Here is a 14,559-nt window from a genome sequence, read left to right on the forward strand (position 1 = left end):
GCTCGCTCCCGAGATAGCCCATCCGGCGGCTAACACTGGGCCGTGCGCTGCGATGTCCACACGACAGGGCTGCACTGCTCACTCGGGAGACCTGGCGATGACGCGCACCACTCAACTTCGGACCCGCCGGACGCTCCGCGCACTCGTGCCCACCACGTTGATCGCCGCACTCGGCGTCGCGACCGCCCTCTCGCTCACCGAACTCCCCGGCGCCTCGGTTGCCGAAGCCGCCGACCGGATCGACACGGCCACAGCAGCACCTCCACGCCTCCTGCTCGTACCGCCGCCTCCCTTGCCGAAGCGGATCGTTCCGGACTTCCCGCTGCCGGTGCCGGCCGAGGAGAAGCCCGAGCGAGCCGTCGTCTACACCTGCGACCCGACCGGCAACGCGGAGTTCGGCGACCCGGACAACCCGAACGTGGTCACCAACAAGAGCTGCCCGGAGATCAACGCAACTGAGAAACAGGATCAGCGGCAGTACCTGGAGCAGCTCGAGAGCGAGACCGTCGGGGACCACCGCGAGTACAGCTGTTCGGACCCCACGAGCGCCGACTACGGCACCGCTGCCTGTGGCACCGACGCCGACGGCGACGGCCTGATGGACGGTGGCCCGCTCGACGCCGACTGAACGCGACGCGGCGGCACCAGGCCCAGCTGCAGCCTCCTGCGCCCGGTTTGGTGATTCGGCCCCACTCCGGTGCTCAGAGAGGCACGGGTTCGCGTGCGGCCTGCTCCGGGATCCGCCCGACCAGGTCGGGGCGGTGCAGGACGTTGCGCCGAGGGCCACCCGGGATCCACGGTGGCGGGTGGAAGACCGGGAAGCCGCCGTCCATCTCCACGACCCAGTCACCCTTGTGGATCATCGAGTGGTGGTGCCGGCACAGCAGCACCAGATTGACCAGGTCCGTTCGCCCACCGTCGATCCAGTGCACCACGTGATGGGCGATGCACCACTGCGGCGGGATGTCACAGCCGGGGAAGGCGCATCCGCCGTCCCGCTGGGCCAGCGCCCGCCGTTGCGCCCGGTTGGCCAGCCGGCTCTCCCGGCCGACGAACAGCGGCTCGCCCGTCGCGGCCAGCACGATCGGCACGGCCCGGGCGTCGCACACGAGCCGGCGGGCCTCCTCGGCCGCGATCACGGCGGCGAGACCGCCCTCGCCGAACCCGAGCAGGGCGGCACCCTCGCGGGCGGTCAGCGTGTCCAGCGGGACGGTCACCGACACCTGCACCGGCTGGACGGCTTCCGTGCCGAGCACACCGACCCCGATCATCCGGCGGGCGAGCTCGACCAGGCCGTCACCGTTCCGTTCGGCGGTGGAGCGCTCGTCGCGGGTCTGGTCCTCGGCGCCGTCGACGGGCGGGACCGGCACGGTCAGCGGGGACAGCGCGGTCCGCAGGACCGCAGCGGACTCGGTGTCGAACCAGCCGCGTGCTTCCACCCCGTTCCCCAGGGGACGCAGCGTGAGCCGGTTGCGGCTGGGGCGCGGGTCCCGCGGGCGAGGACCGTCCGGATCGAGCACCGCGAGCGCCCGCTTCCCGAGCTTCGCGACGGCGTCCGGGTCGAGCCCGCGGGCATGCTGCACGAGCTCTGCTTCGAGGGCCGGCCGGTGCGTGTCGAGATGCGGCGGGATCGAAGCCAGCACCGACTGGATCACCCGCACGTGCTCCGCGGTGACCTCGCCACGCTCGAACGCCTCGGCAAGCACCGGCAGCTGCGGATCGACCTGCTGTCCGGTGATCAGATACAGCGGCGAGAGCTGCTCCGCCGCCCGCACCCGCTCCTTCGCGGTGGACCGTGCCACGTTCTGCACGCTGCGCAGCAGGTCCGCGGTGTCACGGTAGCCCTTCACCTTCGCCAGGCCGCGCGTCATGAGCTCCGCGACCAGCGGCACCAGGGACGCCGACAGCGTGTTGAGCTCGTGCTGGACGGCGCCGACACGGAGCAGCAGCTCCTCGTCGGTGGCCTTCCAGATGTCGTCCACGCACCCGATTTTACTCGAACACCAGTTCGATCTGGATGATCCAGAGGCGACCGGTCGGGCCGTGGCGTTGAGCGGCCACGCCCACATCGAGCAGCGTCACCAGTCGCCCGGACCGCTCCCTCGGAGCTCTCGGGGCGCGCGGCATCACACACCGGCACTCGGCTCACTCGCCGAGGACGACGTTCCAGCCGGCCCCAGATGTTCGTCAGCGACGACGTCCATCAGCAGTTCATCGACCTCGGCGCCGTACCAGTAACCCGCGCGGCGCATGCGGCCCGCGTGCCGGAACCCCGCCTGCTCGTACACCGCGACAGCACGGGTGTTCGCTACGAGAACTCTGAGCCACACCGAGCGGAGCTGACAGATGCGGAAGGCGTAATCGAGGGTCAGGCGAGTCGCGTCCGGCGCCAACCCGCGACCTCGGCCGGCAGCACCGAGCAGCATGACGAACTCCGCGGTACGGACGTAGTGGTCGATGCGCAGTGCCGTGGTCCCGACCGGGAGTGGGCCGTCGTCGCGTGTGAGGTCGTGGACGGTGAACCGGGGGATCGTGCCCATGGAGCGCGCCTGGGCGTCGTAACCCTCGAGACGGGCCTCGAGCGACTCGGGTGTCTGGCGCCCCATACCGGCGATGACCTCCGGTTCGTTCTCCCATCGCCAGTACAGCTGGGCCAACGCCCGGGTGAACGGTCCGAGCGCGGCGCGCTCGCCACGCAGCCAGAGCACCGGGTCGTCGTCATCGACGGTGTGGTCGGGGATCGTGCGGGTCATGGCATCGTTCCTCTCCCGACCGGGCCCGGGGCCGGGCAGGCAGATCGGAGATGAAAGAGGGATGGGGTCGGGCTCCGTGACGGGACGGCCGCCACGTCGAGGCACGCCTGCGCCTGCAGAACCGCGACGATCGCGTGGCACCACCCAGCTCGCCGACCGATCCGGCCGGAGCGAGCATCGCCGCGACGGTTCCCTCCCCCGCGCGCTCCGGAACAGAGCAATCTCGATGACCTGCACCGAGCCTAGGAGAGGCGACGCTCGGTGTCGACGTAGGTGTGCCCCGCGACAGGACCTCTGCCGGGCTGCCCGGACTCGACTCACTTCCGGGCCGGAAGCTCCGTCCTGAAGCGGCAGCCCACCCTCGGTTCCACTCCGCACCAGCGTCGGATGCACACTCGTTGTGACCGAGCGGGCCCAGCGATGCCCCATATGGCCGGGTGTGAGCCGTTTCTCTGCCCAACGCCGATAACGTTGCGGTAGTGGTGAGCGGTTGTACGTCTGGCGACGCCGCTGCCCCACCACCACGCTCCCCGTGCACTGAGAGGACCGCATGAACCCCGAGACCCCCGTCGTCATCCTCTGCGGAGGCAAAGGCACCCGGATCCGGGAGGCCAGCGAGAGCCTCCCCAAGGCGATGGTCGAGATCGGCGGGCGTCCGATCGTCTGGCACATCATGAAGATCTACCGCCAGCACGGGTACCGGCGCTTCATCCTGTGCCTGGGCTACAAGAGCTGGGCCATCAAGGAGTACTTCCTCGACTACCGGGCCCGCCTGTCGGACTTCACGCTGTCGATGGCCGACAAGCACCGCATCGACTTCCACAACGGCGTCGACGAGGACTGGGAGATCACTTTCGCCGAGACCGGCCTCGAGGCCGCGACCGGCTCGCGGGTCCGCGAGATCGCCCGCTACGTCGACACCGACAACTTCTTCCTGACCTACGGCGACGGCGTCGCCACCGTGGACATCACGGCGCTGGCCAAGGAGCACGAGGAGTCCGGCAAGATCGGCACCGTCACCGGTGTGCACCCGACCTCGAAGTTCGGTGAGATGCACGTCGACGGCAACCGCGTCGTGGAGTTCAACGAGAAGCCGACCCAGGTCAGCGGCTTCGTCTCCGGCGGCTTCTTCGCGTTCAAGCGCGAGTTCCTCGACACCTACCTCGGCAAGACCGGCGACGACGCCGTCTGGCTCGAGCACGAGCCGCTGCAGCGCCTGGCCCGCGACGGCGAGCTCAACGTCCACGCCCACGAGGACTTCTGGTGCGCGATGGACACCTTCAAGGACTACGAGTTCCTCAACGGCATGTGGGCCTCCGGCGAGGCCCCCTGGAAGACCTGGGACTGAGCCGCCCGGAACACGACAGCGGACGGCCGGCCCGCGCGGCCGGCCGTCCGTCGGTCAGGGAGCCGGACAGGCCTCCCACTCGGCCCCCAGATCCCACGACTTCCGGATCGAGCTGAATCCGAGCGCGGTCGTGGCCGGGCAGAACTCGGCGGTCGCGACGTCGTACTCGACGTGGAACACCGCCTTGCCTGCATCGGCGAAGGGCTGCAGCGTCGAGCACTCCTCCTCGGCGAAGCAGCGCTCGTTGACGGCGAAGTCGAACTCGCCGACGAGCTCGGGGACCTGCTCGACGTCGTTCTTCAGACCGACGCCGAGCCCCCGCTCGTGCGCCAGCCGCGCGATCATGCGGTTGAACCGCAGCTGGTCGTCCGCGGTGATCGGGAAGCCGGTGTCCTGGAGGTAGCCGTCCATGTTGTCGGGGTCGACCGCGTCGAACCCCGCCGACCGGCAGAACTCCATGCGGGCGGCCATGACCGGTTCCAGCAGGTCGAGACGGCGGATGTCGAGCCAGCGCTCCCCCGGCCACCGGGGCAGGGGCCGGCCGAGCACCTCCTGCGGGAAGTCCCCCGCGTCCGGTCGCCACTGCTCGAAGGCGCCCGCGTTCAGGTAACAGACGACGCGGCGACCGTCCGCCTGCAGGTCGGCGACCGTCGACCGGTCGGTGTCGAAGAGATCGACGACGTACACGTCGGCCGGAACCGAGGTGTCGATCTCCCCCTGGAGCTGGTACTGCCAGCTCGCCCCCGGTTCCGGGACCCACCAGGACCCGCCCGCCGTGCACGCCACGGCCGAGGCGCAGAGCAGCGCGGTCACCAGGGACAGCAGTGCCACCCGAAACGCCCTCACCTTCGACGCGCCCACCCGTCCGTTCCCTGCAGCGGACCGGGCCAGGTCGATGGCAGCCCGTCCCACGGGTTGGGCATCGTACGGTCGGTGACGTACACGTAGTCCACACCTGCGCGGCGAGCCCGCTCGATCGTGTCGCCGTGCTCGGCGGGCGGCACGCCGTGGACCAGGTGCCACCGCCGCCCGCGGCCCGCGCCCGGTGCGCACCGGGTGAACCGCCGGTAGGCCTCCGGGCCGCCCTCGAACTCGACGACGACGTCGGCGAGCTCGTGGTAGCCGGGGTCCGGCGACACACCCGGGTTGAGGATCACCTCCCCGGCACCGCGCTCGCGCAGGGCGGCGACGAGACGCCGGTAGTACGGCAGCTGCTCCGGGCCCGACGTCACCTGGTCGACGAACACGGCGTCGAGACCATAGAAGTGCGCGTACGCGGCCGCCTCGGCCACCACGTCGCCGACCGGGCGCCGCCCGTAGCCGGAGTCGACGTACCCGGCCACACACCGGTCCGGACGCCGGGCCGAGGCACACACCGACCGGTACGCGTCGTCCGGACCCGCACCGGGGCCGGTGTCCGGATTGATCACCACGATGCCGACCTCCCCGGCCTCGTCACCGGTCAGTCGTGCCCAGTCGGCGCCGGCCCAGGACGGATGGAAGTAGGCGGGCACCCCGAGGCGTACCGGCCGGGTCCCCCGCGTCACCGGTGGCTCGCCGCCTCGGACACCACGCGGTGGGCGATGCCGACCAGCACCGCGGCCATGACCGCGGTGACCGCGGCCAGCCAGGCGATCGCGGCCGAGTCGGACACCGTGTGGTCGGCCCCGGCCGCGCCGGCGAGCAGGACGGCCACACCCGTGCCCAGTACGGGGAGGACCAGCCGGATCCGGCCGAGCGTGTTCAGCACCATCGCGGCGAAGATCGCCACGCCGAGCAGGACGTAGGTCCCGCCGAGCGACAGGTAGCGGAGGTCGGAGAACCCGAAGAGCGCGATGCCGAGTCCGCCGAGGCCCACCGTCATCAGGGTCAGTGCCGCGGCGAACCGCGCCGCCATCACCAGGTACACCTGCCGGGCGGCCCGGACGAAGCCGGCGACCGACCCGGTGCTGCGGAGCAGACCGGCGATCTGCCTGCGGTTGTCGAGCAGGAGCACCTCCGCGACACCCATCGAGACGACGAGCGGCAGCGCGGCGAGCGTCACGGTCATCGGCAGCGACTCGAAGTTGTCGTTGATCAGCTCGTTCAGCGCCGGGAACAGCACGAGCAGCCCGATCAGCAGCCCGTACGCACAGTGCAGCAGCGCCGACGCCGTGACGCCCTCCACCAGCCGGTTCACCGGCCGACGGGCATCCCTGGTCGCCTCGAGCGCGAACAGCAGGGTGAGGAGCACGCTCACCGCGAGGAACAGGGTCTCCGGACCGTGCGCCGCCGCCGCGGCGAGAGAGGCACCCGGCGGCGGCGCCGTCCCTCCGGCCACGGCGTAGTAGCCGGCTCCGGCGACGGCCGGGAGCAGCGCCACGAGCAGCCGCAGCTCCCGGCCCGCCATGAGGAGCGCGGCGGCGGACAACAGGTAGACGGTCTGCCCGACCAGGAGCAGAACGGTCCACAGCGAGACCTGCATGGTGACGGTCAGCAGCAACGAGGCGTAGACCGCGACGACGGCGACGACCAGGGCGACGAGTGTCCCCAGCAGGACCGACCGGCGCAGGAAGCGGTGCGCCGCCGGCACGTCGTAGTTCCCGATGTACGCCCACGCCAGGTACGTCATGCCGTACCCCCCGGCCCAGCTGAGCAGCAGCCCGCCGAGCAGCAGCGCCGACTCGACGTGGTCGGCCGCCGGGAGCAGCGTGAACGCGACGATCGCGGGGACGGCGTAGAGCAGGCCGCGCAGGAAGAACCATCGCGTCGGCCGCGCGCCCGGTGCGGCCTGGGCCGCGGACGTACGCGCGTCGGGTTCGACCCACTGCGGCGGCGCGTACGGGCCCCAGGGGCCGCTGCCCGCGAAACGACGGTCGACGAGGGTGAACACACCGGCCGCACCGTGGCCGCGGCGCACCGCCTCGTCGTTCACGCCCGAACTCTCCAGCACGACGGCGGCCTCGAGCGCCACGGTGGACGATCGGAGGGCGTGCTCCACGACACCGCTCGAGGAGCGCGGGGATTCCTCCGTCATGCCTGTCCCACCCGGCTCACAGCCCCGGTCACGGCCGTCTCCGGCTCCTCGTGACCCGGCACGACGTCGCGGTAGATCGCCCGGAAGTCGCCGACCATCCGGTCCACGGTGAACTCCTCCAGCGCACGTCGTCGTCCGAGGTCGGCGAGCCGCCGGCGCAGGCGGTCGTCGAGGAGCAGCCGGGTGCAGGCATCGGCGAGCGCCCGCGGGTCCCGGGCCGGCACGACGAGCCCGCCCCGCCCCACCGCCTCGGCCATCCCGCCGACGTCCGTGGCGACCGTCGGACGCCCCGACATCGCGGCCTCGAGCACGCTCAGCGGGAGGCCCTCGGACAGGCTCGACAGCACGGTGACGTGGCCGGCCGCGTAGGCGGTGCGGACCGGCGAGACCGGCCCCTCGAAGATCGCCGCGTCGGCGATCCCGAGGTCGGCGGCCAGCGTCGCGCACCGTTCGGCGTAGGCCTCGTTGCCGCTCGGCACGCCGCCGAACAGGCGCAGCCGCGCCCCCGGAACCCGCCCGCGGACGAGCGCGAACGCCCGCAGGAGCGTCTCCAGGTCCTTGAGCGGGTCGATCCGGCCGGCGAACACCAGCGTCGGCTGCTCGGGCTCGCGCCCGGCGGGCGGGAACTCCTCCGGGTCGATGCCGTTGTACACCGTCCGCACGTTCCGGCGGGGTGCCCCGGCGCGGACGGCCCAGCGACCGTTGAAGTCGCTCACCGGCAGGATCCGGTCGGCCAGCCGGTAACCGAGCTCGGTGAGCCGGACGAAGAAGCGGACGAGGACCGTCCGGAGCGCCCGGCCGTCCCCGGTCCCGCGCAGCCACATGATGCGCTCCCGCAGGTACACGCCGTGCTCGGAGACGATCACGGGTGTGCCGCGCTCCCACTTGTTCAGCAGGCCGATCATCGTGGCCGGCCCGTTCGCCGTCGCGTGGACGACGTCGACGTCGAGCGGCGGGAGGTGCAGCGGCCGCAGGTAGTGCTCGACGATGTCGGTCGCCGACAGCGCGTCCGCCAGTGTCAGCCGTCCCGGCCCGGACTCCGCGCCGAGGTCCATCCGCCGTTGCCAGACGCCGAGGAAGACCTCGACGCACGCCTGGCTGCGCAGGCACCGGGTCAGCTCCACCTGCCGGGCGAGCTCCCGGAGCTCGCGCAGCGCCTTCTCGAACCGGACGGCGGCGAAGTGGTCGTCGGCGAGGACCGCCTCGACGAGTTCCTCGTACGCCGCGAGGATCCGGCGTCGTTGCGGGGCCGTGGGACGACGCACCGCCGGTGTCGCCCCCCACAGGCCGAGGCGGTGCAGGGCCGAGACGTTGCCGGGCAGGTCGTAGACCGGTCGCTCACGACCGGAGCCGGACAGCGCGAGCACCTCGAAGTCGATGTCGGGGAGCCGGCGCAGGAGCAGGTCGCACCACTGGCTCACGCCCCCGGCCCCGATCGGATAGGTGCCCTCGGTGATCATGCCGATCGTCATTCCCGTCCCCCGTTCGCGACGACGAACTCGCGTGTCCCGTCGATCCCCACCCATGCCGACCGCAGCCCTCCGTAGGGCTCGCCGAACGACGTCCCTGCCGGGCCCGCGGTCCGGGTCCCCTCCGGCACCGTCAGCGGCACCTCGACCTGCTCGGTCGTGTGCACGGTCACGACCCCGCCCTGCTGCCAGGCCTGCACCACGTCGCCGTCCCGGGTCCCCGCCCACCGGTCCTGCCGGGTGAGCACGTCGCGGGCCTGCGTCATCGTCGGGACGATCAACGGTCGCGACGACTCGTCGATCAGGCCGCGGTAGTCGTCCAGGACGAACTCCAGCAACGGGTACAGGGTGCGGTCCTCGGTCATCTGGGGCTGGTGCACGTAGTGCGGCCGCGGGTCGTTGGACAGTGCGTGCCCGAGTGCGCGCTCGCCCTCCACCGGGACGACGGTCGTCTCGAAGCCGGTGACCGGGTCGGCGGGCGGGACGCAGCTGCCGTCGGCCTCGCACTCGCCGCTCCCGCCGTCGGCGCGCGAGGTCTGCACCCAGTTGTACTGGTCGACGGTCTCGGCGACCGTCGCGGTGTTGAAGTCGAGATTGATCGGGTGCCGCGGCACCGTGGTCGCATCGCCGATCCGGCGCTGCTGCCGCTCGGCGGACGCGTCCGAGGCGATCGTCGCGATCCCGGTTCCGTCGAGCGCTGGGGCGAGTCGCGGGTTGTCCTGCTCCATCTGGGGCAACGCGCGCAGCCCACCGTGCTCACCGGTCACGAGCTCGGTCGGGTCGACCGGCAGTCCGTGCCGGTCGGCGAACTCGAGGTTCTGCTCGATCTCGCGCTCGATCCGTCCCGTGCTCACCCATCGGGTCATGCCGAGCAGCGGGAGCCGGTCGCACCGCCACGGCGTGACCGAGTAGTCGCGGACGCACCCCAGGTAGAGGTGGGACCAGGTGTGGTTGATCCAGCCGAACTCGTCCTTGACCTCCACGAACGCCTCGATGAGCGGGTCGCCGCCGTCCGCCGCCACCGCCCCGGCTCCGGAACCGTTGTAAGCCATGTCGAGCCGGAAGTCGTGCCGGCGCTGCCAGTCCACGGCGTAGGCGACGTCGTCGGCCGTCATCCGGATCAACGGGCGGGTCCCGACGCTCGCGGGGCAGTCCGACCCGGCCGTGCAGTCGTGCTCCGGGACCCAGCGGGCGTTGGGCATAAGCACGTCGTCGATGTGGACCGCGAAGTAGTTGCGGTCGAGTCCGAGGTGGACTCCGCGGGTGAGCCAGCGGACGATGCCGGGGGCCAGGAGCAGGAACTGGTGGGAGTCGACCGCGTAGGAGAAGGCGAGGTTGAGCTCCTCGCGCCCGTCCCGGCCGAGCACGCCGGCGATCACCCCGCCACCGTTCCCACCCGGCGCCTCGGCCGTGACCAGTGGGCGGAACCCCGGTAGCGGGTCCGCCATCTCCACCCAGTTGTCGATCCCGGCGGTCTCGTCCCGGAACGGCACCCGCCCGGTCGCGTAGTCGAACTCCGAGGCCAGCGCGTCAGCGGTCAGCCGGGCGTCCTGCCCGTCGAACGACCCGATGTACCCGCGGACAGAGGAGTCCGACAGGCCGACGGCGGGGACCGCCGGCACCGAGGCGTGCACCCGGCGGATCCCGAACTCGCGCTCGAACGCCGCGAGCGCGCCGGCCTCGCCCGGGTCGATCGCGGGGTCGTGGTCCGGCAGGACGACGCCCTGGAAGCGGGCATGTGCGGGGCCGGCCGCCAGGAAGGGCGCGTCGATGCGGGCGCGGCCGGGATCACGCAGGTCGACGACCGTCGTGGGCACGCCGGTCCAGTCCAGTGCGGCCCGGATCGCCTCGACCTCCGGCGCACCGTCGGTCAGGAGCAGGACCCGCAGATCGATCCGCGGGGCGCCCACAGGCTGCGCCGACGCGGGGCTGCCCAGCACGAGCATCGCCACCGCGATCACCATGACCACGGCGATGCGATGGGGGCGGATCGAGGTCGCGCGGTCGCGCGGAAGGTGTGTGTCGTGCATGTGAGAACGTCCGAATCACTACGGTGCGAAACGAGACCGGCGCTTCTCGGCGCCGGTCGTCAACGGGGTGGGTCGGTGTACGCGGCGCGCGTCGCTGCTCCCGGGCCGCGCGTCCGGTTACGGCGGTACGCCCTGCGACCCGGTCCGCCCGTCGGCGTTCACGGTCACCGTGGAACGCAGCAGCGGCGGCACACCCGTCCCGTGGACGTCGACTTGCTCCACTCCGGAATCCCCACCCCTACCGGCTGCCACCGGCCTTGCCCACGATTCAGCCTTCCGAGTGGCCCGTCGGGGGACCCCCCTCGGAAGTGTCGACTGTGGGTCGTCGCCTGCTGCGTACGCGTTACGGTCTCCACCCGTTCTGCCGTACGTGCCGTAACTCTCACCGCCGGCCCCCTAACGCGGCACCGGGCAGCGTCGACCGGTATTCCGGCACCGGTCACGGTGCCGCAGGTGGTGCGGCCGAGTGCCGTACGGACGATCGGAGCGCGATGCGAGCAGTGGTCACCGGCGGTGCCGGATTCATCGGTTCGACGCTGGTCGATGCACTGATCGCGCGCGACGACGACGTGCTGATCATCGACGACCTGTCCCGTGGCTCCGTCGACAATGTCCGCGACGCCCTGGACCGCGGGGCGGAACTCGTCGAGGCGGACGTCCGCGACCGGACGACCGTCCACTCGGTCCTCGCCCGGTTCCGGCCGGACGCGGTGCACCATCTCGCCGCGCAGATCGACGTCCGACGATCCATGACGGACCCGCAGCACGACGCGAGCGTCAACGTGCTCGGCACGTTGTCGGTGCTGGAGGCCGCTGCGGACGCCGCCGTCGGGGCCGTCGTCGTGTGCTCGACCGGTGGGGCGATCTACGGCGACGACGCACCGCTGCCGACGCCGGAGACCCGGCACCCCGCGCCGGAGTCGCCGTACGGTCTCGGCAAGCTCGCCGCCGAGAACTACACCCGCTTCTACGCCCGGACCCGTGGTCTGCCCGCGCTCGTCCTCCGCTTCGCCAACGTCTACGGACCCCGCCAGCACCCGTCGGGGGGCGCCGGTGTCGTCTCCCTGTTCTGCGATGCGGCGCTGCGCGGCGACACCCCCGTGATCTTCGGTGACGGCGAGCAGACCCGGGACTTCCTGTTCGTGGGCGACGTCGCGCGGGCCGCGCTCGCCGCATCCGACGCGTTGGGCGCCGGGCGGCTCGCCGGCCGGGTGTACAACGTCGGCACGGGGTCGCAGGTGAGCATCGGCGAGCTGGCTGCGGCCGTGGGGCGGGTCGCGGGCACCGAGCCGGGCCGGTTCCTCCCGCGCCACGAGCCCGCGCGCCCCGGCGAGATCCGGCACAGCTGCCTCGACCCGGCGCTCGGCCGGACCGAGCTCGGGCTGTCCGGGCCGACCCCGCTCGACGAGGGACTCGCCCGGACCTGGGCCTGGCACGCCGCCGTGGCCGCCCCGGTCGCACGCTGACCTCCCGGCCCGCCTACGACGGCGTGCCGCTCAGCGCCTCGGCCGGGTTCCGGTCCGCGTACTGCCGCACGCTCCCGTTGCGCACCGCGCCCCACAGCTCCCGGCCGCGCTCCTCGTCGAGGTACACCACCGACTGATCGCCCTCCCGGCCCAGCCCGGACACCGGAGCGGTCACGAACGTGACGTCCGAGCCCCGCAGGTTCCGGTTGTCCACCGCCAGCTGCACCAGGCCCGTGTTGGACAGCGAGTCGTCGATGCTGACCGCGTCGCCGACGCTGGTGGCGAACGCGTACAGCGCCGCCGGGTCGGTGGTCGCCTTCTCCTGCACCGTCTCGAGCAGCGCCTTCATCGCGTTCTGCTGGCGTGCCGCGCGGTCCAGGTCGCCGCCCGGCAGGTCGTAGCGCTGGCGGACGTAGGCCAGCGCGGCACGGCCGTCGAGGTGGTTCTGTCCGGCCGTGAAGTCGACGCCGTCGTTGGCCGTGGCGCGCGCGACCGTCACGTCGATGCCGCCGACCGAGTCGACCAGCGAGGTGAACCCGGCGAAGTCGACGACGCCGAAGTGGTCCACCCGCACCCCGGTCAGCTGCTCGACCGTCCCGATCAGCAGCGGCGCCCCGCCGTGGGCGTACGCAGCATTGATCTTGGTCGTGCCGCGGCCGGGGACCTCGACCCAGGAGTCGCGCGGGATCGAGGCGACGCTCGCGGACTCCCCATCCGGCGCGAGCGTGCCCAGCATGATCACGTCGGCGCGCTGCGAGCCCGGGGTCGCGTCCGGGCTCGCAGCGGCCCCGGTCGTCGGCTCGCCCGCGCGCGAGTCGGTGCCGACGAGCAGGAACGTGGTGCCGCCGAACGTCGCCGGGCGCTCGGTCGCCTCCAGCCCGCGGAACGCGTCGGGGATGCGCGGGACGTCGCCCCCGATGCCGGCGACCAGGTAGGCGACCGCCCCGCCGACGAGCAGCACGAGGGCGAGCACCAGCACGAGGAAGGTCACCAGGACCTTCCGGCCGCGCCTGCGCGCGGGAGGCGGGCTGACGGCGTTGCGCATGGATGTCCTTCCGGGCCGGGACGAACCCGCTCGGCGGGCCCGATCCTCTCGTCGGGAAAGAGGACGTCCGGCGTTACCGGGAGGTTCACCGGGGGCGTCGCACGATCACGCAACGTCGCTGATCACGGCTTCGTGTCCACCTGACGTGAACGCCGTGACCGTACCGTCATCAGTTCTGTGGAACCTACGGCCGTACCGCTAATAGGCCACCCGGACCAGGCGACTCCTCGGGCACGAGCGGCTCAGCCCACGGATCGAAGGAGCTTCGAGTGAGCGTCACCCCGGACACCCCGGCCGTCACGGTCCCCGCCACCGCGATCCCGGCGCCCCGCGTGGCCACCCACGACCTCCCGCCCGCCACACCCCCCACCGCTGTCGACCTCTGCGTCTGCGGCCACGAGCGCGACGCCCACAAGCACTACCGTCCCGGCACCGACTGCGGGGCCTGCGGCAACACCTGCCGCGCGTTCCACGCCCGCTCCGGCCGCACCACAGGCCGCTCCGCCCGGCACGCCGCCCGCCTGACCGCACGGCTGTTCCGCCGCTCCTGATCCACCCGTACCCCGACCGCCCCGAGGGGCACCCTCGCGGCACCTGGCGCTACGAGGGTGCCCCTCGGGGCCGGTGCGTGCGGCCGGGAGTCGTGAGAACGGGACCGACGGCGTGCGGCCCTGCCCTCTCCCGTGGGGCAGGGCCGCACGCACGACGGAACCAGAGTCCGAGCGCGCCGGGTGGCTCCTGGTCAGGCCGCCTGCAACCACGGCTCCCAGGCCGGCAGCGGCTCCACCGCCAGCACCAGCACCCCGGCGCCGTTGCGCGCGGGCGGGCCGGGCTTGATCCGCAGCGTCCAGCCGAGCTCCTCGATCAGCCGGTCGGCCTTGCGCGCGTTGCACCCGCGGCACGCGGCCACGCAGTTCTCCCAGCTGTGCGCGCCGCCCCGGCTGCGCGGGACGACGTGGTCGATGGTGTCGGCACGCTTGGGGCAGTAGGCGCAGCGCCGGGCGTCGCGGCGCAGCACACCGGCCCGGGTCATCGGGACCGCGCGCCGGTAGGGGACCCGGACGTAGCGGGACAGGCGCAGCACGGACGGGGCGGGGAGCGAGAGGTTCTCGGAGCGGAAGGCGGCGCCCTCGAGCGCCTCCTGGAGGCACTCGGCCTTGCCGGAGAGCAGCAGGCAGATCGCGCGCTTCGACGTCACGACGGCCAGCGGTTCGAAGCTGGCGTTGAGGAGCAGGACCCGGGAACCCGACGGGGCCCGAGCCGGGGTCGGCAGCTCGGTCTCCGGTGCCGGGAGGTGGTCGTCGGGGAGCGGGTCGACCGGTTTCAGGTCGGCGACGACAACGGTCTCGGCACCACCGGGGACAGGTTGTCGGTACGGCACGCGATCACCTCCGCGAACGCTGGGTCCGTGCTGTAGTCGACCATACGGAAG

The 14,559-nt window shown here is 72.3% G+C and carries 13 protein-coding genes; 4 read left to right on the forward strand and 9 right to left on the reverse strand.

Features of this window, described 5'->3' with window-relative positions:
* Positions 1-97 precede the first annotated feature (97 nt).
* A complete protein-coding gene (locus BM093_RS21090; RefSeq protein ID WP_143105459.1) occupies positions 98-628 on the forward strand; it encodes a hypothetical protein in 531 nt (176 codons plus the stop codon).
* 73 nt (positions 629-701) lie between these two features.
* Here BM093_RS21090 and BM093_RS21095 read toward each other — a convergent pair whose 3' ends face one another.
* Complete coding sequence (locus BM093_RS21095; protein ID WP_177238615.1) at positions 702-1,982, reverse strand: HNH endonuclease signature motif containing protein; 1,281 nt, start codon at positions 1,980-1,982, stop codon at positions 702-704.
* Positions 1,983-2,126: 144 nt separating this feature from the next.
* Positions 2,127-2,753, reverse strand: a complete 627-nt coding sequence (locus BM093_RS21100; protein ID WP_093347490.1) for a GNAT family N-acetyltransferase — start codon at positions 2,751-2,753, stop codon at positions 2,127-2,129.
* Between the two features lie 550 nt (positions 2,754-3,303).
* On the opposite strand from BM093_RS21100, the gene BM093_RS21105 reads away from it, so the two are divergent.
* The gene (locus tag BM093_RS21105) at positions 3,304-4,101 is read left to right on the forward strand and encodes a glucose-1-phosphate cytidylyltransferase (RefSeq protein ID WP_093347495.1); all 798 of its coding nucleotides are present in this window, start codon (positions 3,304-3,306) and stop codon (positions 4,099-4,101) included.
* Positions 4,102-4,155: 54 nt separating this feature from the next.
* On the opposite strand, the gene BM093_RS21110 is transcribed toward BM093_RS21105, so the two are convergent.
* Genes BM093_RS21110 through BM093_RS21125 form a run of 5 tightly spaced genes read right to left on the reverse strand, consistent with a single transcriptional unit; the run spans position 4,156 to position 10,616 of the window.
* Positions 4,156-4,932, reverse strand: coding sequence for an endo alpha-1,4 polygalactosaminidase (locus BM093_RS21110; protein WP_218162858.1), 777 nt, complete (start codon positions 4,930-4,932; stop codon positions 4,156-4,158).
* A gap of 11 nt (positions 4,933-4,943) precedes the next feature.
* On the reverse strand, positions 4,944-5,648 hold the full coding sequence (locus tag BM093_RS35245) for a spherulation-specific family 4 protein (protein WP_177238616.1): 705 nt from the start codon (positions 5,646-5,648) through the stop codon (positions 4,944-4,946).
* A complete protein-coding gene (locus BM093_RS35250) occupies positions 5,645-7,117 on the reverse strand; it encodes a hypothetical protein (protein ID WP_143105460.1) in 1,473 nt (490 codons plus the stop codon). Before BM093_RS35250 ends, BM093_RS35245 begins: the two co-directional genes overlap by 4 nt.
* Complete coding sequence (gene pelF, locus BM093_RS21120) at positions 7,114-8,589, reverse strand: GT4 family glycosyltransferase PelF (RefSeq protein ID WP_177238617.1); 1,476 nt, start codon at positions 8,587-8,589, stop codon at positions 7,114-7,116. Before pelF ends, BM093_RS35250 begins: the two co-directional genes overlap by 4 nt.
* A complete protein-coding gene (locus BM093_RS21125) occupies positions 8,586-10,616 on the reverse strand; it encodes a hypothetical protein (RefSeq protein WP_093347503.1) in 2,031 nt (676 codons plus the stop codon). Before BM093_RS21125 ends, pelF begins: the two co-directional genes overlap by 4 nt.
* A 491-nt stretch (positions 10,617-11,107) precedes the next feature.
* On the opposite strand from BM093_RS21125, the gene BM093_RS21130 reads away from it, so the two are divergent.
* The gene (locus tag BM093_RS21130) at positions 11,108-12,082 is read left to right on the forward strand and encodes an NAD-dependent epimerase/dehydratase family protein (RefSeq protein WP_093347506.1); all 975 of its coding nucleotides are present in this window, start codon (positions 11,108-11,110) and stop codon (positions 12,080-12,082) included.
* A 13-nt stretch (positions 12,083-12,095) separates the two neighbouring features.
* Here BM093_RS21130 and BM093_RS21135 read toward each other — a convergent pair whose 3' ends face one another.
* On the reverse strand, positions 12,096-13,127 hold the full coding sequence (locus BM093_RS21135) for an LCP family protein (protein WP_093347509.1): 1,032 nt from the start codon (positions 13,125-13,127) through the stop codon (positions 12,096-12,098).
* Between the two features lie 269 nt (positions 13,128-13,396).
* On the opposite strand from BM093_RS21135, the gene BM093_RS21140 reads away from it, so the two are divergent.
* Positions 13,397-13,678: a hypothetical protein gene (locus BM093_RS21140; protein WP_093347512.1), complete on the forward strand. Its 282-nt coding sequence runs from the start codon at positions 13,397-13,399 to the stop codon at positions 13,676-13,678.
* A 191-nt stretch (positions 13,679-13,869) separates the two neighbouring features.
* Here the strand turns inward: BM093_RS21140 and BM093_RS21145 are convergent, their stop codons facing one another.
* A complete protein-coding gene (locus BM093_RS21145; protein WP_093347514.1) occupies positions 13,870-14,508 on the reverse strand; it encodes an HNH endonuclease in 639 nt (212 codons plus the stop codon).
* Positions 14,509-14,559 lie beyond the last annotated feature (51 nt).

The sequence above is a fragment of the Pseudonocardia ammonioxydans genome, from assembly GCF_900115005.1.
In the GTDB taxonomy this organism is placed as follows: Bacteria; Actinomycetota; Actinomycetes; order Mycobacteriales; family Pseudonocardiaceae; genus Pseudonocardia; species Pseudonocardia ammonioxydans.

Excerpts from the sequence above, each read along its gene's own strand:
- BM093_RS21125 (WP_093347503.1), bottom strand. The coding sequence starts at position 10,616 with ATGCACGACACACACCTTCCGCGCGACCGCGCGACCTCGATCCGCCCC.
- pelF (WP_177238617.1), bottom strand. The coding sequence starts at position 8,589 with ATGACGATCGGCATGATCACCGAGGGCACCTATCCGATCGGGGCCGGG.
- BM093_RS21135 (WP_093347509.1), bottom strand. The coding sequence starts at position 13,127 with ATGCGCAACGCCGTCAGCCCGCCTCCCGCGCGCAGGCGCGGCCGGAAG.
- BM093_RS21090 (WP_143105459.1), top strand. The coding sequence starts at position 98 with ATGACGCGCACCACTCAACTTCGGACCCGCCGGACGCTCCGCGCACTC.
- BM093_RS35250 (WP_143105460.1), bottom strand. The coding sequence starts at position 7,117 with ATGACGGAGGAATCCCCGCGCTCCTCGAGCGGTGTCGTGGAGCACGCC.
- BM093_RS21100 (WP_093347490.1), bottom strand. The coding sequence starts at position 2,753 with ATGACCCGCACGATCCCCGACCACACCGTCGATGACGACGACCCGGTG.
- BM093_RS21130 (WP_093347506.1), top strand. The coding sequence starts at position 11,108 with ATGCGAGCAGTGGTCACCGGCGGTGCCGGATTCATCGGTTCGACGCTG.
- BM093_RS21105 (WP_093347495.1), top strand. The coding sequence starts at position 3,304 with ATGAACCCCGAGACCCCCGTCGTCATCCTCTGCGGAGGCAAAGGCACC.